Source organism: Streptosporangium sp. NPDC050855 (genome assembly GCF_044456585.1).
Lineage (GTDB): Bacteria > Actinomycetota > Actinomycetes > Streptosporangiales > Streptosporangiaceae > Streptosporangium > Streptosporangium longisporum.
Map to the genome: position 1 here is coordinate 1 of NZ_JBITFY010000042.1, position 21310 is coordinate 21310.

18 protein-coding genes and 2 pseudogenes are annotated in these 21310 nt (G+C 67.8%); 13 read left to right on the forward strand and 7 right to left on the reverse strand.

Annotated elements, in window-relative coordinates; all coding sequences use genetic code 11:
* Positions 1-441: 441 nt before the first annotated feature.
* The 5 genes from ACIBCT_RS39765 (at position 442) to ACIBCT_RS39785 (ending at position 5895) form a co-directional block, all read left to right on the forward strand.
* Complete coding sequence (locus tag ACIBCT_RS39765) at positions 442-1671, forward strand: ATP-binding protein (protein WP_399197223.1); 1230 nt, start codon at positions 442-444, stop codon at positions 1669-1671.
* A 467-nt stretch (positions 1672-2138) separates the two neighbouring features.
* A complete protein-coding gene (locus ACIBCT_RS39770) occupies positions 2139-2507 on the forward strand; it encodes a hypothetical protein (protein ID WP_399197224.1) in 369 nt (122 codons plus the stop codon).
* A gap of 730 nt (positions 2508-3237) precedes the next feature.
* Complete coding sequence (locus ACIBCT_RS39775; RefSeq protein WP_399197225.1) at positions 3238-3870, forward strand: DUF1989 domain-containing protein; 633 nt, start codon at positions 3238-3240, stop codon at positions 3868-3870.
* A 7-nt stretch (positions 3871-3877) separates the two neighbouring features.
* Complete coding sequence (locus ACIBCT_RS39780) at positions 3878-4996, forward strand: tRNA-dihydrouridine synthase (protein WP_399197226.1); 1119 nt, start codon at positions 3878-3880, stop codon at positions 4994-4996.
* A 23-nt stretch (positions 4997-5019) separates the two neighbouring features.
* A complete protein-coding gene (locus tag ACIBCT_RS39785) occupies positions 5020-5895 on the forward strand; it encodes a polysaccharide deacetylase (protein ID WP_399197227.1) in 876 nt (291 codons plus the stop codon).
* Between the two features lie 2 nt (positions 5896-5897).
* Here ACIBCT_RS39785 and ACIBCT_RS39790 read toward each other — a convergent pair whose 3' ends face one another.
* Positions 5898-7457, reverse strand: a complete 1560-nt coding sequence (locus ACIBCT_RS39790; RefSeq protein WP_399197228.1) for a PucR family transcriptional regulator — start codon at positions 7455-7457, stop codon at positions 5898-5900.
* Between the two features lie 145 nt (positions 7458-7602).
* On the opposite strand from ACIBCT_RS39790, the gene ACIBCT_RS39795 reads away from it, so the two are divergent.
* The 4 genes from ACIBCT_RS39795 (at position 7603) to ACIBCT_RS39810 (ending at position 11335) form a co-directional block, all read left to right on the forward strand.
* Positions 7603-8124, forward strand: coding sequence for a cytosine permease (locus ACIBCT_RS39795; protein WP_399197230.1), 522 nt, complete (start codon positions 7603-7605; stop codon positions 8122-8124).
* A complete protein-coding gene (locus ACIBCT_RS39800) occupies positions 8121-8981 on the forward strand; it encodes a purine-cytosine permease family protein (protein ID WP_399197231.1) in 861 nt (286 codons plus the stop codon). The genes ACIBCT_RS39795 and ACIBCT_RS39800 overlap by 4 nt, the downstream gene beginning before the upstream one ends.
* Positions 8982-9356: 375 nt before the next feature.
* Entirely contained in the window at positions 9357-10727 is a 1371-nt protein-coding gene (locus ACIBCT_RS39805) for an amidase family protein (RefSeq protein WP_399197232.1), read from the forward strand.
* 179 nt (positions 10728-10906) lie between these two features.
* The gene (locus ACIBCT_RS39810; protein ID WP_399197233.1) at positions 10907-11335 is read left to right on the forward strand and encodes a pentapeptide repeat-containing protein; all 429 of its coding nucleotides are present in this window, start codon (positions 10907-10909) and stop codon (positions 11333-11335) included.
* 165 nt (positions 11336-11500) lie between these two features.
* Here ACIBCT_RS39810 and ACIBCT_RS39815 read toward each other — a convergent pair whose 3' ends face one another.
* Positions 11501-12124, reverse strand: a complete 624-nt coding sequence (locus ACIBCT_RS39815) for a TetR/AcrR family transcriptional regulator (protein WP_399197234.1) — start codon at positions 12122-12124, stop codon at positions 11501-11503.
* A 156-nt stretch (positions 12125-12280) separates the two neighbouring features.
* Here ACIBCT_RS39815 and ACIBCT_RS39820 point away from each other — a divergent pair, with 156 nt between their 5' ends.
* Positions 12281-13741: an MFS transporter gene (locus tag ACIBCT_RS39820; protein WP_399197235.1), complete on the forward strand. Its 1461-nt coding sequence runs from the start codon at positions 12281-12283 to the stop codon at positions 13739-13741.
* Between the two features lie 595 nt (positions 13742-14336).
* On the opposite strand, the gene ACIBCT_RS39825 is transcribed toward ACIBCT_RS39820, so the two are convergent.
* The gene (locus ACIBCT_RS39825; RefSeq protein WP_399197236.1) at positions 14337-15029 is read right to left on the reverse strand and encodes a TetR/AcrR family transcriptional regulator; all 693 of its coding nucleotides are present in this window, start codon (positions 15027-15029) and stop codon (positions 14337-14339) included.
* A 215-nt stretch (positions 15030-15244) separates the two neighbouring features.
* Between ACIBCT_RS39825 and ACIBCT_RS39830 the strand changes: the two genes are divergently transcribed.
* Entirely contained in the window at positions 15245-16609 is a 1365-nt protein-coding gene (locus ACIBCT_RS39830) for a DUF418 domain-containing protein (protein ID WP_399197237.1), read from the forward strand.
* Positions 16591-17000 (forward strand): annotated as a pseudogene (locus ACIBCT_RS39835) (transposase); the annotation flags it as partial. The gene ACIBCT_RS39830 and the pseudogene ACIBCT_RS39835, both read left to right, overlap by 19 nt.
* Positions 17001-17030: 30 nt before the next feature.
* On the opposite strand, the pseudogene ACIBCT_RS39840 reads toward ACIBCT_RS39835, so the two are convergent.
* From ACIBCT_RS39840 to ACIBCT_RS39855, 4 genes and pseudogenes are all read right to left on the reverse strand, one after another.
* Positions 17031-17291 (reverse strand): annotated as a pseudogene (locus tag ACIBCT_RS39840) (integrase core domain-containing protein); the annotation flags it as partial.
* Between the two features lie 323 nt (positions 17292-17614).
* On the reverse strand, positions 17615-18364 hold the full coding sequence (locus ACIBCT_RS39845; protein ID WP_399197238.1) for an SDR family oxidoreductase: 750 nt from the start codon (positions 18362-18364) through the stop codon (positions 17615-17617).
* 209 nt (positions 18365-18573) lie between these two features.
* A complete protein-coding gene (locus ACIBCT_RS39850; protein WP_399197239.1) occupies positions 18574-19593 on the reverse strand; it encodes a DUF4331 family protein in 1020 nt (339 codons plus the stop codon).
* Between the two features lie 11 nt (positions 19594-19604).
* The gene (locus ACIBCT_RS39855; protein WP_399197240.1) at positions 19605-19760 is read right to left on the reverse strand and encodes a hypothetical protein; all 156 of its coding nucleotides are present in this window, start codon (positions 19758-19760) and stop codon (positions 19605-19607) included.
* A 557-nt stretch (positions 19761-20317) separates the two neighbouring features.
* Between ACIBCT_RS39855 and ACIBCT_RS39860 the strand changes: the two genes are divergently transcribed.
* The gene (locus ACIBCT_RS39860; protein ID WP_399197241.1) at positions 20318-20998 is read left to right on the forward strand and encodes an L-2-amino-thiazoline-4-carboxylic acid hydrolase; all 681 of its coding nucleotides are present in this window, start codon (positions 20318-20320) and stop codon (positions 20996-20998) included.
* Positions 20999-21310: the final 312 nt, after the last annotated feature.

Here is a 21310-nt window from a genome sequence, read left to right on the forward strand (position 1 = left end):
CCTCAGACAGCGAGATCACCACGGCAGAAGGTCCAGGATGCGACACCCGAAAATGGTAGCAACTTACCCTCTGAATTTGCGGCGCATCACACTAGCTTCAGGCAGCGCAGGCAGGTGATCGGACCTCGCTCGGGGCGGGTCGCGCCCAGGTCCCCGCCGCTGACGCCGACCATGCAAGCTGGGCAGGCGAGCCAGGCGTTTGCTCCCCACCCGGCCACCCGACCACCGGGTCACCACTACCGCGTGCACGCTCTCGGAGGATCACGCGATGCCATCCTTGCCTCCCAAGGACACGACCATCACCTGGAAAAGCTTGCGTAGATCATCTCTGCGGACGCAACCGGGCGGGTCGGCCCGACCGAACAACACTCTGAGGAAGCGGGATGATAGGTGGCCGAAACGGTTCGCCGGTCAGAGCCGACCGACCGAAGGGGATTGGAGATGGCAGAACCCGATTTCGCTGCGTTCTTCCATGCCACGCCCGCTGCGTTTGCGTTGTTGTCGCCGGGGCTGGTCTACACCGCGGTCAACCAGACCTTCGAGCGGCTGACGGGCCGCTCACGCCAGGAGATCGTCGGCCGTCATCTGCTGGAGATCTTTCCCGGCGGCCCGTCGACGAGCCAGGGAGAAGCGCTGCGGCTCTCGATGCAACGGGTCCTGGCCGACGCCACGATCGACATCATGCCGCTGCAGCGCTATGACCTGGAGATCCCCGGTAGACCGGGACAGGTGCAGGAGCGGTACTGGAACATCACCAACGCCCCCTTGCTGGACGATCAGGGCAACACCTGCGGCGTGGTCAACCTGCCACAGGAGGTGACCGCCTTCGTCCAGCAGATGACCACCAGGGGACTGGCCGTCACCACCGAGACCGTCCTGGCGCCCATGGCTGCGATCGAGGCCCAACTGTTCGCACAGGCCGGCCAGCTGCAGGAGATCACCCAGCGGCTGCGCCGCAGCGAGGCGAAACAACGCCGGACGGCGCAGGAGTTGCGCACGGCGATGCAACACCAGCAACAAGCCGTCGCCGACACCTCCCACGACCTGCGCGGCCCGATCACCGGCCTGCAGACCCTCCTGCAGGTCGCTCTCGCCGACCCCGCGGCCGACGCCCGCCAGATCCTGCTGACCGCCCTCGACGACGCCGAGCGCCTGGGCGCCATCGTCGGCGACCTGCTGGAGCTGGCCAAGCTGGAGGCCGACGCACCCGCCGACACCGAGCCGGTCGACCTGGCCCACCTGGTGAGAAAAGAACTGCTTCACCGCCAGGCGACGATCGCCACGATCACCACTGCCACCTGCCTGGACGCCGGGGTGCTGGTCCGGGGCTCGGCGGTCCGGCTGGGCCGCCTGGTGGGCAATCTGCTGGCCAACGGTGAACGCCACGCCCACTCCCGCCTGGAGGTGACCGTGGGCGCCCAGGGCGAGCAGGCGGTCGTGGAGGTGAGCGACGACGGGCCCGGCATCCCCCATGCCGACAGGGAAGCGGTCTTCCGCCGGTTCTTCCGCCGCTCCGACGCCCGCCGCAGCGACCCCGGCGGCACCGGTCTGGGCTTGCCCATCGCCCGTCAGATCGCGCAGGCGCACGGCGGCACTCTGCAGGCCACCGACCCCACCGGCACCTGCCCCGGAGCACGACTGCTGTTGCGCCTTCCCCTGCTGCGCACCTGACCCGGGTCTCGAACTGCCGTAACTTGGGCGCCGACTGCGCCCGGCAGAGGGTCGGCCGCCTCCTCGTCGGTTGAGTACTCAGGCGGCAAGGCGCATCGCCAGGACTTCCCTGACCGTTCCCGAGACGCCGGCGCGCTTCCGTAGCAGCAACCATCGACACCGGAAAACGCCTCTCCCGACCGAGACAGAGCCGTTCACCGAACACACCCCCTCCCGCACCGTCACTACGGCGAGGGAGGGAGAAAAGCATGGGGGCCTGCCGACCCTCCAGCCCAGTGGCAGGCCAGGCAGCGCTTCCGCCCCGATGTGGGCGGCGTGCTTCGCCAGAAGTTTTTCGTACACGGGATACCCAGGTACCGGACCGGCGACGGTTGCGTTCCATCATCTAGTGCTGCGACGACCTCGTCCCCCTGAACGGCCTTAACAACTTTTCTATTTTTCGCTAGTCTTTGCATGATATACGTGAAATGTTACTTTACTTCTGTCATCTTTTTCATGCGTCGCAAGGATGGGAACGCTTCTTGATACGCAAGCGCATCGCCACCACCGCGGGAATCATCGCACTCGCTGTGACCGGCCCTCTGTTCGCCGCAGACATGGCCCAGGCGTCATCGCCGACCACCCCCTACATGTGCCCGTGGTTCGTCAACGACGGCTCCCGCAGCGTCCACTCATGGGTACAGGGTTACGGTCAGATCGTCTGTCACTACGACTCCACCGCGACCATGACCTGCCGCTACAACGCCTATAACGGCGACCCTTGGTACTACAGCCAGCCGAGTTACGGGCCCAACCCCTCCTATTGCCCGCCCCGGGCCATTCCGACGACGGCCTGAGCGAACACCACCGGCCGAATGGGGTCTTCTCGGGCCGGAGAGCCGCGAACGCCGACCGCCGCCGCGATGTTGACGATCACCTATCCGGTACGTCAGGCGGCCCTGAGCCGTGATCGCCAGAATTGTACAAGCAGAGGCTCTGTCGCAGATTCGGCTCTGGCTCACTTTCCGTGGTAACGGAATGTGCGCATCAAGCTGACGTCGTGGAACTGGGCGGGTTCCTCAGGAGACGGCCGGAGGACCGACGGTTGCCCGTGCCGCTGCGCGCCGGACCGTGCCACGACCCCCTATGACAGGCTGTTCCGTCTCAAGTACCTCATCGCCTGTGGCCACGCTCGGTCACCACCGAAAGTGAGCCAGAGCGGAATACGAGACAGAGCCGAAAGACAGACAGAGTCGTTAACTGGACATATCCACTCGACCCACCCCCAGAAGCTGGCGGGGTTCGTGCACCGAGCTCTTCTCGGTCGGATGCAGTTTCGTCATCAGCCCTCATTTCATGAGGTCACGTGCGCCGCCTGGGAGAACTTATACATCACCTCAGTGGATCCAACTCGTTGGCGGCCCCCTACGTGCTCGGTTCCTCCTGCACTCAGAGCGCGGGACGAAAATACGCCCCCGGCGCTCTGCAAGGCCCTTCCAACTGTGATGGGTTTTTCTCCAGTGAATACGCTAAACACTAGAGGTGTAGACATGTACCCGGCGATAGGGGTCCATGTTGGCTGTACCTATGCAACCGCGACTTATCGTGCCCGCTGGCCAGGGGCGGGCTGTCAAGATCGGAGCTGGGCAACGGGTACGCGTCGTCGATCTCGATGGTGGCCAGGTGGGCGATGTCTTCGCCTTTGCCGCGGACGACGTGAGCGAGCATCTCAGCGCGTCTCACACCCGAGCCTTCACCAGTCGCCTGTTTCCCGCACAGGGCGAGCACTTCGTCACCGACCGTCGTAGGCCCATCCTGACGTTGCGGGACGATACCTCGCCCGGGTGGCATGACATGCTCATCGCTGCCTGTGATCCCGACCGGTACGCTGGACTGGGCGTACGTGACTTTCACGCGTCGTGTGCTGACAATCTACGGCGGAGCCTGGATCAACTGGGCCTGTCCTTTCCCGGCACGCCCCAGCCTGTCAACGTGTTCATGCGGATCCCGGTGGAGGGCTCCACGCTGAGCTGGCTGAGCGCAATCAGCCGCCCGGGCGACGCGATCACGTTCGAGGCTGCCATGGATTGCGTGGTCGTGGTGTCGGCCTGCCCGCAGGATCTGGTCGGGATCAACGGGCACCGGCCGACCCCGATGGCGATTGACGTGTTCGACGACCACGACGACACGACGACAAACACCGACAACCGCAAGGAGTGAACACGTGATGACGCATCCCGCACTGCGGCCGGGCCTGATCGGCCGGCTCGAGCTGGCCAACCGGCTCGCCGTTTCACCCATGACCAGGGTGTCGGCCACTCCCGACGGCACGCCGACGGCCGAGATGGCCGACTACTATCGCGCCTACGCGCAAGGCGGGTTCTCCCTCCTCATCACCGAGGGAACCTACACCGACACCTTCTTCAGTCAGGGGTACGCCAACCAGCCCGGTATCGTCACCGACGGACACGTGGCCGCGTGGCGGGAGATCACCGCCCGGGCGCACGCCGAGGGGGCGGCCGTGGTGCTCCAGCTCATGCACGCGGGCGCGCTGTCGCAACACAACCGCTACCGCCAGGAGACAGCGGGGCCGTCCGCCGTGACGCCTCGCGGGCAGAAGATGCCCGAGTACGGTGGGCACGGACCGTGGCCGACGCCGCGCGAGATGAGCCAGGACGATATCGACGTGGCGGTTCACGGTTTCGCGACCTCGGCTGCGCGGGCCAGGCAGGCGGGCTTCGACGGCGTCGAAGTGCACGCCGCCAACGGCTACCTGCTCGACCAGTTCCTGACCGACTACACCAATCTGAGAAACGACCGCTACGGGGGTTCCACCGCGAACCGGGCGGGACTGACGGCCGAGGTGATCTCCGCCGTCCGCAAGGAGGTTGGTGACGATTTCTGCGTCGGGGTACGACTGTCGCAGACCAAGGTCAACGACTTCGGTCACCGGTGGGCGGGCGGCGCCCGCGACGCGGAGGTGATCTTCTCCACGCTGGCCGCCGCAGACCCGACCTACCTGCACATCGCCAGCGAGGGCCGTGACTGGATCGAGACCGCGACACTGGACGGCGGCGTCACGATCACCGGTCTCGCCCGCAAGGTCACGGGTCTTCCCGTCATCGCCAACGGCGGCATGCACGACCTCGACCAGGCGGCGGCCGTACTGGAGGACGGGCACGCGGACGTGCTGTCCATCGGCAGGGGCGCGCTGGCCAACCCCGACCTACCGCGGCGCCTGGCCGAGGGGCTGCCCCTGGCGGCGTTCGACCACGAGATGCTGCAGCCGATGGCGACGCTGAGTCATGCTCGGCTGTGGCGACAGGACGTCGACGCGCGGGCTTGAGCGCGGCACGAGCAGGGAGAAACATGAGCACGAAACACAATACGTGGCACGGCGAGGCCAGTGCGGTCGTGGTGCTCACCTTCGACGTGGATGCTGAGACACCCATACTCGCTCAGGGGGGCAGCTACGCCGCTCACGCCATGACGATGTCCCATCAGGCCTACGGCCCCGATGTCGGCCTGCCGCGCATCTTGGGACTGCTCGACGAACTGGCCGTGCCCGCGACGTTCTTCGTGCCAGGGTGGGTGGCCGAGCATCGCCCCTGGCTCGCCTCGTCAATCGCCGGGCGTGGGCACGAGGTGGCCCACCACTCCTACGGTCACCGGCCGCCTACCTCCATGACCCCGCAGCAGGAGCGTGCCGACTTCGAGCGCGCGCTGGCGGTCTTCGACCGGCAGGACATCGAGATCCTGGGGCATCGGGCGGCGATGTGGGAGGCGTCGTGGCAGACGACCGATCTGGTCGCCGAGTACGGCCTGCGCTACGACTCCTCCCTGATGGGCGACGACCGGCCGTACAAGGTGGCGACGGCGGCCGGTGAGATCGTCGAACTGCCGGTCCACTGGTCGCTCGACGACTGGGAGCAGTACGCCTTCCTGCCCGCTCCGCACATCGGCTCGGTCATCGAGTCACCGGTGAAGGTCCTGGAGCTGTGGCGGGCCGAACTCGACGGCATGCGCCACTACGGCGGTCTGTTCAACCTGTGCCTGCACCCCTTCCTGTCCGGCAGGCCCGGTCGCGCGCTGGCGTTGCGCCGCTTCATCGAGTATGCCCAGGGATGCTCCGACGTGTCCTTCGCCCGCTGCGGGGACCTCGCCGCGATCGTCGCCGCGGACCCGGGCCTGACGCCGCGCAGGCCCCGCCCGCCCGGGGTGGACCCGGAGGTCCACCCCGGCTGAGGTCAGTCCATGGCGTCGACTGCCAGCGCCAGGAACAGATCCACCCTGTCCTCGGTCCGGCCCACGTCCCTGCCCGTCAGTTCGGTGACCTTGGCCAGGCGGTTGCGGAGGGTGTTGACGTGGACGTGCAGCGCCTCCGCAGTGGCGGCCCACTGCCCGTCCTGGTCGAGGAAGGCCCGCAGGGTCGATTCCAGCTCTCCTCCTCGCCGCACGTCGTACTCCCTGACGGCTCCCAGCAGTTCGTGGGAGAAGCGGTGCAACGTCTCCTCGTCCAGCAGGCCCAACAGCAGCCGGTGCGTGCCCAGCTCGGCGAAGGCGCGCACCGAGGGCCCCGAGCGGGTACGGCGAAGCACCCGGCACGCCTCACGCGACTGCAGCAGCCTGGGCCGCAGCTCCGCCGCGTGGGCGGCGAGCCTGCTCAGCCCGACGACGGGGCCGAGGAGGGGAAAGCGCCGGTCGATGTCGCGCACCAGGCGCCGGGCCAGCAGCGGCAGCTCGGCCTCAGGGTGACGCCAGGGCAGGACCGCGACGATGTCCTGGCTGCCGGCGGCCACGACGGCCGGCACTCCCTCCAACGCGAAGAACTCGCCGATCACCTCGGCCAGGCCGTGTACGGTCGCTGCCTCGCCTTCGGCGAAGGCCACCGCGCACACGGCCAGCGGGCCGCCGGGATCGACGCCGAAGGCGCGCAGCCTGCCCGAGACCTCGGCGGCGCGCCGGCCACCCGAGAGCACCATCTCCAGCAACTCGCTGGCGAAGCGCATCTCGATCGCCTGGACCGCCTGCTGCTTGGCGACCTCGAGACTGAGGAAACGCGCCGTCTGCTCCAGCGCCTCCCGCTCGGCCGTCGCGAGCTCGCGCAGCGGCCGCAGGCAGATGAGCGCGGCGTCGATGTCACCGACCGCGCCGATGGGGAACAGTGCCGCACGCCCGGCGGCTCCCAGGTCGACCTCGAGCGCGGGCGGTCGCCCGGCCAGCCCGCCGGCCACCGCGCGCAGCTGATCCGCATCGAGCCTGGCGTCGGCCGCCGCCAGTGAGCGTCCCATCCTGTCGACCACCGCGAGCGGCAGATCGTGATCGCGTCTGAGCACGTCGAGCACACCCGAGGCACCCGCCCCGCGGGATATCGCGGTGGCCAGGGCGTCCCCTCTGTGCACCATGCTGACCAGCGCCTGCTTGCGCTCGTCGGTCGACATGGCGGCAACGACCCGCGACACCTCCGAGAACGGCACGTCGACGGAGATCTCCAACAGCGGCAGCCGCGCCTGTTGGCAGGCCTCGACGAGGGCCTGAGGCGTGCGCGGCGTGCCCTCGCGCAGGCCGAACATGATCCCGGCCGCCCTGGCCGTCATGACATTCGCCACGAACCGTGCCGCGCTGACCTGTCCGGCCCACAGCCCGTTCGTCATGACGAGCTCACCCTCGCGCACATAGCGCGAGGGGTCGGGTAACTCCGTGTTGTGCACCCACGCGACGGGCTCATCCAGCGCATCCGCCGCGCCGGACACCAGCACCTGGAGTTCGAGTGAGTCGTGGCGCAACAGATCTCTGAGCGTAAACACGCTGTAACTATACACATTCCAGCTAATGATTCTTGGAGCTTCCTCCACTGCCCTGACGTAAGGGTTACGTGCTTGTGTAGGAAACATAAACCCGGAGGGTCTTATGCGACCGAATGCAGCCGTTTCATCCACCGAGGGCGATGGAGTGCCATTCGACGCCCACGGTGTCGAACCCATCCCCGCCTCAGCGCGCGACTCCACCGCCTGGCAGCAGTTCTGGATCTGGACCGGCGCCAACATCGCGCCGATCAACTGGGTACTCGGATCCTTGGGCGTGACGCTGGGCCTGAGCCTCATCGAGACCATCGCCGTCATCGCGGTCGGCAACCTCGTCGGCTGTGCAGTGTTCGGGCTGTTCAACCTGATAGGTCACCGCACAGGCGTCAACCAGATGGTGATCGGCCGCGCGGCCTTCGGCCGCAGAGGCGCGATCATCCCCGGCGTCGTCCAGGGACTGCTGACCATGGGCTGGGTGGGAGTCAACACCTGGGTGGTCCTCGACCTGGTACTCGCGATCCTCGCCCGCATGGGCGCGCAAGGAGGGCTCGGCCTGAAGTACCTGGTCGCCGCCGTCATCATGGTCGTGCAGCTCGCCCTGGCACTCTACGGCTTCTATGGATCCGCACCTTCGAGAAGTACACCGTCCCCGTCACCGTGGTGGTCATGATGATCATGACGGTCCTGGCAGTGATGCAGGTGGATCCGCAGTGGACCACCTCTGCCGCCACCACGCCGGGCTCCAAGCTAACGGCGATCACCCAGCTGCTCACCGCGATCGGCATCGGCTGGGGTATCAGCTGGCTGCCCTACTCAGCGGACTACAGCCGCTTCATCCGGCCCAGCGCGTCCGGCGCGTCGGTGTTCTGGTCGACAGCGCTCGGCATGTACCTGCCCACGGTGTGGCTGGCCGCCCTCGGGGCCTACCTGAGCAGCGGCAGCGGCGGAAGCGACCCTTCAAGCCTGGTGACCAGCACCTTCGGCGCACTGGCCATACCGGTGCTCCTGCTGGTCATGCACGGCCCCGTCGCCACCAACATCCTCAACCTGTACTCCTGTTCACTGGCCGCACTGTCGATCGGAATCAAGATCGCCCGCTGGAAACTGACTCTGATCGCCGGCGTCGTGGCCTCTGCGGTGCTGGTCGTCTTCGTGCAGGCCGACGACTTCGCCATGGCCTTCGATCACTGGATGGTCTCCATCCTGGTGTGGATCAGCCCTTGGGCGAGCATCGTCCTAGTCGACTACTTCGTGCTGCGGCGAAGCCGCGTCGATGTCGACTCGCTGTACACCGATGACGCTTCGCCGGGCGGGCCGGTGAACTGGAAGGCGATGGCGAGTCTGGTCGTCGGGCTCCTGGCGGCATGGAGCTGGCAGTTCGGCATGGTGCCTCTCACACAGGGCCCCATCGCACGGGCCCTGAACGACACCGACTTCTCCTGGCTGTCGGGAAGCCTGGTGGCGGGCGGCCTCTATTACCTGCTCAGCCGCAACCGAACTCTCCGCCCGCGGGAGGAGAGGATCTGATGAGTGAGTACGTCCACGACCGGCGCGCTGCGCCGTTTCTCCCTAGCGACGACCGGCCAACATGGCCTACATGGGAACCCCATGTCACCGGCAAGAGCCTCGCTCACGATCATCGCCCCGGGCATCGTTTCGCACGAGCAGTTCTTCCCACCGTCCGCCGCTGCCGTAGCGCCGACGACACGCCGTAAAGGGGCGGACCTCTCGCAGCGTCCCTCTCACTTTCCTCCTCGGTGACGCTCCACCGAGGAGGTTTCCCATGAAGGGAGTGCGCGCGAGCGGGAATCTGGCGCCGTACCCGAGACCCGGGGCGGGGGGTGGAGCGTCTGTCGCAGGGGGTAGCAAGCCAAATGGCGAGCAGGGAGAAGGAACCATCAGGTGACACTGGACTCGATTGACGGTATCGGCCTCGGCGAACGGCTCGCGACGGGTGATATCCATGCGTCCGAGGTGGTCGAAGGCGCCCTGCGGCTCACGCGCACACCCCAGGCCGAGGGCACGTTCATCACCATGACGATCGAGCGGGCGATCGGGCAGGCCACGGCTGCCGACGCCCGGTACGCGACCGGCCATGCCAGGAGTTCGCTGGACGGCGTGCCGGTTGCGGTGAAGGACCTGTTCGACCTCATCGGAACGGTCACCACCGCCGGTTCCCGCACCCGAAGTGCCCTGCCGCCAGCCGAGCACGACGCCTGCGTGGTGGGCAGGCTCTTCGACGCCGGGATGGTGTGCATCGGCAAGACGAACCTCAGCGAATTCGCCTTGGGAGGGCTCGGCGTCAACCCGCACTTCGGCACCCCGCTCAACCCGACGGGCCGCGACGACGCGCGGTTGGCTCCCGGAGGATCCTCCTCCGGATCCGCCGTGGCCGTCGCCCTCGGCATCGTGCCCATCGCCGTCGGTACCGACACCTCCGGCTCCGTGCGGGTACCGGCCGCCTTGTGCGGAGTGATCGGCTACAAGACGAGCAGAGGCCGGTACGGCGACGACGGCATGCTCCCACTGTCCCCGACTCTTGACAGCATCGGCATCTTCGCCACGTCCATGCGCGACATCATCGCCACGGACGCCGTTCTGGCCACAGCGCCACCAGCGCCTTCGGCGCCGGAGGACGGACGCCCGGTCCGCCTGGTGATCCCCCGCGGCGAACTGCTCGACGACTGCGCGCCGCCGGTTCGGCGGCGCTTCCAGGAGTGCACGGCATTCCTGGCGAAGCAGGGCGTGCAGGTGGAGGAGCGTCGACTGCCGGCCCTGACCAGGGCCCAGGAGGTCATGGACCGGCACACGAGCATCGTCGAAGCCGAAGCCCATGCACGCTACCGGCACCTTCTACATTCGAACCAGGGTGCCCGCGTCGACCCCGCGGTCATACGCCGACTGGCCCGCTTTGCCGCGCAGCCACGTGATCCCGGCCCGGTCCATCAGGCGATGAAGCGCCTTCGCGTCGACATCGGTCACGAACTCGGCGACGCGCTCCTGGCCTGTCCCACCGTCCGCCACACGGCTCCTCCTCTGGCACCGCTGCTGGCCGACGAGCGCCTGTACGACCTCGTCAACCGGCAAACCCTGCGCACCACGATGCTGCTCAGCCACCTTGGAATGCCGGGCGTCACCCTTCCGATCGGAACGCCACGAACAGGTCCTGTCGGACTCCTCCTGTCGGCACCTTCCGGAGGTGACCTTCCCCTGCTCGCTGGCGCCTCCCGCGTGTCGCCCATGACGACCGGACCGACAGCGTACGCGTCCTAAAATCACAGCAACATATTGTGTGCTTAGCCTGGTCGTATGTCGAGTAGCTTGGCGGGGTCCACGCCCTGGCCGGACTGGCCGACGACGCTCCCACCCGCCAACTCCGGCAGACCTGCATCGACGTGCTGTGTGCTTATCTAAGGATGTTCTACACCCCGCAACCCGCCAAGGACGCGCCGATGGCTGACCACCTGGCGTTCGCCGGGCTGCGCGAGGTCCGCCACACCATCATCCGCCTGATCGGCGCCCAACTCCGCGAAAGCGCCGCAGTGTCCCGGCAGGGCCACGCCTTGGACTTCACCGGCGTCATCTTCGACGGCGGCGACTTCCACCGTGCCACGTTCTCCGCCGGCACGGTCGACTTCCGAGGCGCCACCTCCTCCGGCAGCGGGGTCGTCTTCTCCGGCGCGACGTTCGCTGGCGCCACGGTCAACTTCCACGACACCCCGCTCTTCAACGCCAACGCCGACTCCAGCAAGACGGAGAGGCGCGAGGTCGTGCTGCGGGGGTTGCCGAATCCGGCACCGATGGGCCTGCTGCTGCCGACGAAGCGGACCGGGACGGCCATCCGGCCGCAACGACGTGAAGACGGGCAAGCAACCACATGAACGCCTGAACCCGGTTAATGAAGGAGCAATACCGGCGGGCCGCTGCCGGCCCGTGCGTAGTGGAACCGCACCGAGGGCGTGTCCGCCTACCTTTCATCGGCCACCTAAACCACACTAACCCGAACAGTGGTGTTCGGTTTAGTGTGGAGGTGTCGCGTCACCCGGTCAAATGCGGACCCCCAGGGTGGACAGGAGGGTCGCCGTCAGCGTGTCGGCGGCGGCATCGGCCGGCAGGCGGCCCGCGTCCACTTCAAGAGCGGCCGCGTGCAACAGGCTGTAGAAGACGGTGACGAGCCAGTCCTCGGACAGGTCATCGCGGATCACGCCCTCGCGCCGCCCTCGGATGATGAGGGTGCGGACGCGGACCAGCGGCTGGTCGTGATGCTCACGCATGCGCTCGGGGCCCAGGAGCCGCAGGGCGGCCGGGTGCAGGCGGCCGTACCGGCTCAGGATCCGCCAGGACGAGCCGATCAGCGCTTTGAGGGCTTCTCGGACGGAGACCTCCTGCGAGGCCTCGGCGCCAAGCGCGGCGTTGGCCTGCTGGACGGCGCGCGTCATGACCGCATCAAGAAGATCCTCCCGCGAGGAGAAGTGGCTGTAGAGGGTGACCCGGCCGACGCCCGCGGCGCGAGCGATACCGCTCATGCTGACCTCGGGGTTCTCGCCGAAGGCCTGCAACGCGGCGTCCAGGATGGCCGCGACGCTTCGTTCGGCATCGGCCCGGCGCCGGCTTCCCGGTACGGGGTCGTAGGCCGGGGAAGCGGCGCCTGTGTCATGCGTGGTGGGCATGACCGAAGCATAGGCGACGCGTCCTCGCTCGAACCTTCGTGATCCATATCTCGTGGTCGAGATGCCCTACCCCGGCATGGTTCCATAACCCGAACACCACTGTTCGGTTTATGGCATTCCGGTAGCGAACCGGCCCACTTTCACGGAGATCACGTCATGAGTCACGCTCACTCCGCCCCCGCCTCGGCGCCACCCACGCAAACACCCCTCGATCGGCGGCTGCGGGCCACGCTCCTGCTGCTCTGCCTGGCGCAACTCATACTGATCATCGACATCACCGTCGTCCAGGTCGCCCTGCCCACCATCGGCGCTGATCTCGCCCTCGACCGTGAAGCCCTCACCTGGGTGGTGACGACGTACACGCTGTGCTTCGGCGGCTTGATGGTGCTCGGCGGACGGCTCGCCGACGCGTTCGGAGCGCGACGCACGCTGCTGGCGGGCCTTGCCGTGTTCACCCTTGCCTCCCTGGCCTGCGGCCTGGCCCCGAACGGCACCGCACTCATCGCGGGCCGCGCCGTCCAGGGAGTCGGCGCCGCCCTTCTGTCACCGTCGGCGCTGGCGATCATCATGACCACCTTCCACGGCCATCGGCGCAACCGCGCCCTGGGCGTGTGGGCGGCGATCGGCGGCACCGGAGCCGCACTGGGCGTGCTGCTCGGTGGCCTCCTCACCAGCGGCCCGGGCTGGGAGTGGGTGTTCTTCGTCAACGTGCCCATCGGGCTGCTGGTGCTGGCCGCTCTTCCCGCGGTCGTTTCCGCCGACGGCCCGCGTCCGGCACGCCGGCAGGTGGACCTTCCCGGTGCGCTCGCCGTCACCGCCGGGACCGCCCTGCTCATCTACGGCCTCGTCAACGCCGGCGACGCCGGTTGGGGCGCCACCGCGACCCTGCTGCCCCTGGCCGGAGCGGTGATCTTCTACGGGGTGTTCGTCCTCATCGAACGCAGCGTCCAAGCACCGTTGATGCGCGCCCGGACACTCGCCCGCCGCCCGGTGATCTCAGGGACGTTCGTGATGCTCATCGCGACCGGGCTGATGCTTGCCCTGTTCTTCCTCAGCTCCCTCTACCTGCAGCACGTCCTCGCGTTCAGCGCGCTGGAAACAGGATTGATGTTCCTGCCGATCGCGATCGCCATCACCATCGGCGCACACCTGGGCGGCCGCCTCATCGGCAAGGTCGGCGGCCGGCCCGTCGCCGTGCTCGCGTTCCTGACCACCACCGCCGGCGTGCTTTTGATGACCCGCACCTCCCCGCAGGACAACTTCTACACCACCCTTTTGCTCGGATTCGTCATCGCCGCCCTGGGCATCGGCCCGGCCTTCGTCACCGCTACCACCACGACCATGGCCAACATCCCTCCCGCCGAGACAGGCGTGGCCTCCGGCGTCATCAACACCTTCCACGAACTCGGCGGATCCATCGGCATCGCCGTCGTCTCCACGGTCGCCGCGGCGAGTCTCACCCCCGGCGCCGTCGGCATCGCCGGCTTCATCTCCGGATTCACGGTATGCGCGATCACCGCCGCGGCCTCGGCCGTAATCGCCCTCGGCCTGGTGCCACCGGGCAAGCCGTCCGCCACCTTCGTCGGTCACGGACACGGCGGACACGGCGGACACTGACGAGTCGGCACACAGCCAGCGCATACTTCTCCTGCACCGATGGCATGCGACGAAGCAACCGGACATGAGTCTGTCCCCTTGGACATGGACACCTTGAGACCTGGACCATGAGAGTTCCAGGGAGAGGAGTCCTCGTTGGGGACCTTTCAAGTACCCGGCGGAATCTCGCGCTGACGCCGTGGCGCTGGTGCGCTCGTCAACCCGACCGGTCGCGCAGATCGCCCCAGAGCTCGGGATTGACCACGAGACGCTGCGCAGCCGGGTGCGTGCCGCCGGACGCGCCGAGCGGCCCGAGGCGGCGGCCGAGTCTGTCAAGGACGCCGGGTTGGCCGCGCTGCGCAAAGAGGTCGCCCCGCACAAAGGGAGGCGGTCGGGAGACCGCGGCCTTCTATCTGTTCTACCTGCCACTTCTGCTGTGGGGGCTACTGCTCGCCGCCATCACCTACGTCTACCAGCGACGCCGGAATCGCTGATCTCGTCGGCACAGCATTGCGATCCCCGCAGGCCGCCGAGCCGAGCGGAGCCCTCGGCGGCTCCCAAACGTGCAGAGCCCTGGTTCCCGGGGCGCCCCGGGAACCAGGGCTCCCTGACCCGATCATCGTCCGGATGGCGCCCCGGGGCGGGGCGGGGCCGTGAGCATGCCGATGAGGGCGTCGACGGCCCAGTCCCGCCAGCGCGCATGACTCCACCCCCGGATGTGCACCAGCAGGTTGTAGCTCTCGGGAGCCAGGACGACCAGGGCGATGTCGGCGGCGGTCTCGGCGGTGAGCCCGTCGCGCAGGGCGGCCTTGCGGGCCAGCGCGTCGGAGAATGCGCGCTGGACGGCGAGGCGCTGCCGGATGTTGGTGTTCCAGACCTCGGCCAGGTCGGGGTCGGTGGGGGCGGCGCTGCGCACGACGTCCAGCAGCGGCGCCGCGCGCAGGTAGATGTCCGCGGCGCCGTCCACCTGGCGGCGGATCTGCACGATCGGGTCCGGGTCGGCCAGGGCGACCTGTGCCCAGCGGCGTTCGAGGGTGGGGAGCGGTTCGTCGTCGCCGGCGACGGCCAGGTCGAGCGCGCTGGTGAGGATGGCCCGCTTGGTGCTGAAGGCGTAGTAGAGGGTCTGCTCGCTCACGTCGGCTCTGGCCGCGATGGCGGCCATGCTCGTGGCCGTGTACCCCGCGGTGGTGAACAGATCGGTGGCCGCCGAGGTGATGCGGGCACGTGTGGACCTGGCCCTGGCCGCCCGCCCGTCCTCCCGCCCGTTCCCGCCACCGACGTGTCGTCGTGGCCGTGGTGTTTCGCTCACGACTTGACTATACCGCCACTACAAAAACATTCTTATAGAATGACTACAAAAACTTGGCGTCCGGGAGTCTTCGCCGCGTCGCCCCTGTCGACCTCCGCCGAATTCATGGCGTCCCTGCCTCGCCCCGGCGTCGCCCGTGCCGAGCGCTCACCGGCGACGGAGTCGCACGTCGGCATGCCGCACGGCACAGGCCGATGACACCACCGTCCTCCGCCGTGCGAGTGCCGGCTCCCGACCTCGCCAGAGGCGGCATGCTCCTGCTCATCGCCATCGCCAACACCCCCTGGTACCTGTGGGGCAGACAGCTGCGCCCCAGCACCATCCATCCGCCCGGCGGCTCGATGCTCGACCGGGCCGTCCAGGTGGCGAGCATCGTCACGGTGGACTTTCGCGTCTACCCCATGTTCGCCTTCCTATTCGGCTATGGCATGGTGCAGCTCCTGACCCGCCAGGAAGCGGCCGGGCAGGACCGGCCGAGCGTGCTGGCACAGCTGCGACGCCGCAACGCGTGGTTGCTGGTGTTCGGGTTCCTCCACGCTGCGCTGCTGTGGCAGGGCGACATCCTGGGCGCGTACGGCCTGGCCGGGCTCCTGCTCGCCCGGTTCTTTCTCCACCGCGCCGACCGTACGCTCCTGACCTGGTCAGCGATCGGTGCCGCCCTGCTCACCCTGGCGACCCTCGGCGGCATCGCGGCCGCCTGCCTGGCCGCCGCCGCACCCGTCCGGCCCGAGACCGTCGGATACCTGCCCCTCGGCGCCGCCCCCGGCGGGCAGAGCGACCCGCTCGCCGCCGCACTGGACCGCCTCACCTTCTGGCCGGTCGTCACCATTGGCCAGGGGCTTCTCACCCTGGCCCTCCCCGTCGCCATCGTGCTCGGCTTTTGGTCCGCCCGCCGGCGGATTCTGGAACAGCCGGGCCGGCACCTGCCGTTGCTGCGCCACGTCGCGATCGTCGGCGTGGCGGTCGGCTGGCTGGGCGGCCTGCCGCACGCCGCAGCGGTCATGGGATGGTTGCCGGTCCCGCCCGAGTTGATGTTCGTCTTCGAGATCACCCAGATGACTACAGGGCTTCCCGCCGGGCTTGGGTACGCGGCGGCCTTCGGCCTGCTCGGGCATCGGGTCTCCAGACGACGAACCGGGGCGCTCGTCACGGCCGTCACGGCAGTGGGCAGACGATCGCTGTCGGCCTACCTGGCCCAGTCGTTCCTCTGCGCACCCGTGCTGGCCGCGTGGGGGCTCGGTCTCGGCGCTCACCTGCACAGCGCCGCCATGGCCGGCTACGCCATCAGCGTGTGGCTGGTCACCGTGACGGGAGCCTGGCTGCTCGAGCGCCACAGGCTTCGAGGGCCCGCCGAGATCGCGCTACGTCGCCTCGCCCGCCGCTCCCCAGACGTTCTCGTGCCGGGCCCCCTGAGCGGGAGGGGCCGTAGGAATCGATCTTTTCCACCCCCGCAGCTGCCGAGCCGAGGCTCGGTACGGGTTTCACCGTACGACGCCACCTCGCCAGCGGTGACACCCGATCTTGTCAACGACAAGTCCGCACGGCGTACTGACAACAATGCCGCTCCCGGGGCGAGCTGAGCAGCAAGGTCCACCTGTCGGCTGATCAACGCTGCCGTCCGCTGTCGCTCGTGCTGACCGCGGGCCAGCCGGGGACCGTCCGCAGTTTCGCGCCGTCCTGGCCCGCATCACGATCCGCCTGCCCGTCGGCCGGTCGCGTACTCGCCCGGACACGGTGGCCGCCGACAAGGCCTACTCCTCCCGCGCCAGCCGCCTCTATCTGCGCCGACGCCACATCAAGGCCGTCATCCCGGAAAAGAGCGATCAGGCGGCCAACCGCAAGAACCGCGGCCTCCGAGGTGACGGCCCGGTCACCCATGATCCAGAGCTCTACAAGCAGCGCAACACGGCAGAACAGTGCATCAACCGGATCAAGGAATGGCGCGGCCTGGCCTTCCGTTTCAACAAGACAGGGCTTCCCCCATGAACGCGAACACCGATTTCAGGCGGCAGGCTTCAGGCTATCTGCCATCGCCTCGTAGGCGATCGGGCTGAGTTGGCCGAGATTGGAGTGCCGTCGAACTGTGTTGTATCGGATGATCCAGTGGAAGACGGCCAGGCGGACGGTGCGGGCGTCGGGCCAGTGGTGCGCGCCCTGTAGCGTCTCGCGTTTGAGGGTGGCATTGAAGGACTCCGCCAGGACGTTGGCAGCGCTGGTGCCGACCGCTCCGCGTGAGCGGGTGGCGCCGAGCCGGCGACAGATCCTGAAAAGAGCTCGACGCGGTGAGTGACGCCGCCTTGGACGGATCACAGACCGTTCTGGCCTTCGTGTCGGGTGATGGGAGCCGGTGCCGGTCTCGATGTGGGTCATCATCTCACGGACCTCCGCGACCGCGTCGCCGTGCCCGTCGCGTACCCGATCGGTCCTGTCCCTGTCTGCACGGCCTGTCGTCGGCTCGGTCAAGCACGGGCTCGGGCCGGTCGCCATGAGCGAAGACGCTCATGGCGACCTGTCGTTGTCGTGGTAAGTCGTTGACCTGTGGACGCCGAGCACCTCACGTGGCTACCGGCGGGTTGGGCGAGTGGTCAGATCTGGTTGAGGCCGCCGTCTGCGAACAGCTCGATGCCGGTGACGAAGCTGCTCTGGTCGGAGGCGAGGAAGAGAGCGGCGGCCGCGGCCTCTTCCGGGCGGCCCATCCGGCCCAGGGGCACGACGCCTGCGAAGTGACTCCTGAGCTGCCCGGCCTGCTCCTGGTCGGCGGCCAGGCCGGTGACGCCGGGAGTGTCGATGGGTCCCGGCACGAGGGTGTTCACCCTGATCGCACGACCTCTGAGCTCATTGGCCCAGGTGCGGGCGAAGGAGCGGACGGCAGCCTTGGAGGCGGCGTAGACGCCGAAGGCCTCCTCGCCTCTGGTGGCGGCGGTGGAGCCGGTGAGGATCACCGAGGCACCGTCATCGAGCAGCGGCAGCGCCTTCTGGACGGTGAACAGCGTCCCTTTGACGTTGGTGTCGAAGGTCGTGTCGAAATGCTGCTCGGTGACCTGCTCCAAACTGGAGAATTCGCCACCGCCGGCGTTGGCGAACAGCACGTCGATGCGGCGGCCCTGTTCGGCGACGGCCGCGTAGATCCGGTCGAGGTCGGCGAGGTCGGAGACGTCGCCGCGTACACCGGTGACGTTCGCGCCGATCTCGCTGACCGCCGCGTCGAGCGCCTCCTGGCGGCGGCCGGTGATGAACACGTGAGCGCCCTCGGCCGCGAACCGGCGCGCAGAGGCCAGGCCGATACCACTGTTGGCGCCGGTGACGACGGCGGTCCTGCCCTCGAGCTGCCCCATGGTTTTTCTCCTGTTCGTACCACTGAACCCTTTTCATCCCTGCCGGGAGAGGCGCCGATCACACGCCCCTGGACCGGGCACGGTCATCCGCAGCCGGAACCTGCTCGAGGAGCAAAATCTCCCGACGAACACCTCTCCGGCACGATCATCGTCAGCCACGGCGCCGGCGACTCCGCCGAGGCCGGGCGGATCGGCGCGCACGTCGCACGTCAGGAGGCGGCCGCAGGGTGCGGGTCGCCGAGGTAGGGGAACCGCTCCAGGGTGTCGGCGTGCGGCGTCAGCCCGGTGGGCGGGGCCTCGTTCCTGGTGAGGAACGCGACGCGGATGTCGATGACGTCTTCGGTGAATGTCCGGCCGTTGGGGTACGCGGCCGGCTTGGACGGGTCGAAGCGCAGTACGTCCGGCAGGAGACCGTGCTGCTCCAGCGCGGCGATCGCCTCCTCGCGCGAGTAGCCGCCGGTGTGGCCCAGCAGGTGGACGAACTGGTCTGTCCACCTGCTCCGGTCGTTGACCGGCTCACTGGCGTTGTACTCCTCCTTCGTGTCGTCGGTGTTGAAGAAACTGCTCATCGACGGGTGTCCGGCTCGGTCGGCGTGGACGAGTTCGCCGTCGCGCAGGACGCTGCACCGGCCCCAGATGTGCAGCTCGGGGTCGGGCGCCAGCTCCGCGAGCGGCAGTTCGATGGCCATGGAGAAGACGTTGGCCGTGCTGTTGGAGTCGACGCCGGTCCACGGGGACTTCCCGCCCAGGTGCGGTGCGGTGAAATTCCGGTTGCCGCTGGTGTCGAACAGGTTCTTGATTCCGTCGAAGTCGAAGAAAAAGGCGTCACTGCGGCTCCCGGCGGCCACCTTGTAACCGCCGCTGCCGACCACGTTGGCCTGGGGGCCGAAGGAAACGGCAGCGTCCGACACGATCGTGGTGCCGGCCGCCTCCGGGCTGCGGGACTCCGCGCCAGCCGCCATGAAGACGCTGTAGGTCTGGGAGCCGTCGGATGCCGGCGGGCTGAAGACCCAGCTGAAGGCGACGTCGGCCAGGTGATCACCGTTGTTGTCAATGTTCAGGCGGTATATGGCATCAGGGTGCAGGGCGTCTGCGTTGGGATTGGCGTTGAGGATGAGAACGATTCTGCTCGGATCGCCCGGTGCCCCGAAGGCGTACAGGTCGCACAGATCGAGGCGCTGGTCGCCGAGTGGCGGCCCAAGGCTGAGGCCGGTGAAGTGGTTGGACATGTCAGATCCTTTCAATGCTCGCTCGCCGGAAACCGCCGGAGCGCTCCGAGCCGGCCCGTGATCGTGTCGGTCCATCGGTGGCCGAGGCGGGGTGCCGTGTCGAGCGGTGCATCGGCGAGCCGGTCCCGCTGTGCCCGGTCGCGGATCTGGTCCGTGATCGTGGTCATGTGATCCCCTTCGCGCGCAAGGGGGAGGTGGAATGTCTTCCCGCCGCTCACCTGCGGTAATCCCACGCGGCAGAACCGGAGCGACCCAGCCGGTCACGAGGTCATGGATCGGGGACCATCTACGCGTTCGGCCGGTCGGGCAGTTACTCCAACAGCACCGCCTGATCTGATGAGGCGGCGTGACGTGTACGTTCATTGCCCGGTCTGTGGGTCGGTGAGACTCGTGCAGCCAAGTACACGTGATGAGTCCACCCAGGCCAGCGATCTTGGTACCGGTTGACGGCGGGCGGGGCGGGATCACCGGCCTACGTAATTTCCAGGCGACCCGCCCCTGGCGGGCCGTTGGCGTTCGTCGAGAAGTTCGGCCTCGGGCCACCGGATGGACATGATCGTCGCAGGCACGCTATAGTGGCGGCGAAAAATCACCATAAGCTTGTCAGCGCCTGGTCGGTCGGTGGAGTGCGCTGGCGTGCTCGCTCGGTCGCGAGCACGACCAGTCACGCCTTCACGCGGGATCACGGTCGTGTACGCGCCGAGCCGTACACGAAAGGACCATCATGTCCACCGACCAGTTTGGGCTCGCCGAAGGCGAGTACGTCCCCGATCCCGATCGCGACACGACGCTGCTTCTCGACGCGTTCTACGATCACCTCGCCGCGACCTTGATCGAGTACGCACTTCCCAGCGATCTCACGACCACCGTGCGAGCACACCAGGGCGAACTCGAGGCGGCGAATCAGCACCTGATCGTCGATGAACCCGCCCGCCACAACCTGCGCATGACCCTGGCCCTCGTGGCTGCCTACGAATTTCTCCTGCCCAGGCTGGGCAAGGAGACGGCCATCGCCGCCGTGCGTGCGGCCTTCGTCGAACCGCTCGGCGACACCATGAAGGAGGGCACCCGGGCGATGCTGGACAACGCGCCGGACCCTTTCCAGGCCATGGTGGAACTGAGCAGGTCACGCGAGGAGTACGCGTTCGGGAAGGGGTTCGTCTTCGACCGGCCGGTCGACGACGACGAGCGCTACCACCTCGACGTGCATCGGTGCTTCTACCACGACGTCCTGGTGGCCAACTCGGCGCCGGAGCTGACCCCGGTCATGTGCGCGTTCGACGCCAACTGGATCGAGGCCATCGATCCCGACAGGCACGGGTTCCGGTTCGACCGCCGCACCACCATCGGAACGGGCGGCACGCACTGCCCCTTCCATTTCAGCCGGAACCAAGAAGCGGGCTGATGCCCTAGTCACACCTTCAGGGGGCTCCTTCTCAGTCAGGACGGAGCCCCCGCCTGCTCCACGACCCGACTCGATGAGTCTCTTTTCCGGGTCCAGACAGCGGCTGTTCGCTCTGGGGGTGCACAGCCTTGCGCGTGGTGACCCAGCTGCCGAGCGTGGCCGGGTTCGCCCTCAAACGTGCGGGTAACCAAGGCGACCATGCGCGGGCCGTCCAGCACCATACGGACGGCTTCTACCTTGACCTCAGCGAGGACTGCCTACGACGTCTCGTCATGTACTTACCTCTTACGGACCATCTGTCAGCTTATGTTC

Coding starts and splice junctions, on each gene's coding strand:
- ACIBCT_RS39780 (WP_399197226.1), top strand. CDS start 3,878: ATGACGCATCCCGCACTGCGGCCGGGCCTGATCGGCCGGCTCGAGCTG.
- ACIBCT_RS39785 (WP_399197227.1), top strand. CDS start 5,020: ATGAGCACGAAACACAATACGTGGCACGGCGAGGCCAGTGCGGTCGTG.
- ACIBCT_RS39765 (WP_399197223.1), top strand. CDS start 442: ATGGCAGAACCCGATTTCGCTGCGTTCTTCCATGCCACGCCCGCTGCG.
- ACIBCT_RS39845 (WP_399197238.1), bottom strand. CDS start 18,364: ATGGGGCAGCTCGAGGGCAGGACCGCCGTCGTCACCGGCGCCAACAGT.
- ACIBCT_RS39820 (WP_399197235.1), top strand. CDS start 12,281: ATGAGTCACGCTCACTCCGCCCCCGCCTCGGCGCCACCCACGCAAACA.
- ACIBCT_RS39775 (WP_399197225.1), top strand. CDS start 3,238: ATGCAACCGCGACTTATCGTGCCCGCTGGCCAGGGGCGGGCTGTCAAG.
- ACIBCT_RS39815 (WP_399197234.1), bottom strand. CDS start 12,124: ATGCCCACCACGCATGACACAGGCGCCGCTTCCCCGGCCTACGACCCC.
- ACIBCT_RS39850 (WP_399197239.1), bottom strand. CDS start 19,593: ATGTCCAACCACTTCACCGGCCTCAGCCTTGGGCCGCCACTCGGCGAC.
- ACIBCT_RS39855 (WP_399197240.1), bottom strand. CDS start 19,760: ATGACCACGATCACGGACCAGATCCGCGACCGGGCACAGCGGGACCGG.
- ACIBCT_RS39800 (WP_399197231.1), top strand. CDS start 8,121: ATGATGATCATGACGGTCCTGGCAGTGATGCAGGTGGATCCGCAGTGG.
- ACIBCT_RS39810 (WP_399197233.1), top strand. CDS start 10,907: ATGGCTGACCACCTGGCGTTCGCCGGGCTGCGCGAGGTCCGCCACACC.
- ACIBCT_RS39860 (WP_399197241.1), top strand. CDS start 20,318: ATGTCCACCGACCAGTTTGGGCTCGCCGAAGGCGAGTACGTCCCCGAT.
- ACIBCT_RS39770 (WP_399197224.1), top strand. CDS start 2,139: ATGTTACTTTACTTCTGTCATCTTTTTCATGCGTCGCAAGGATGGGAA.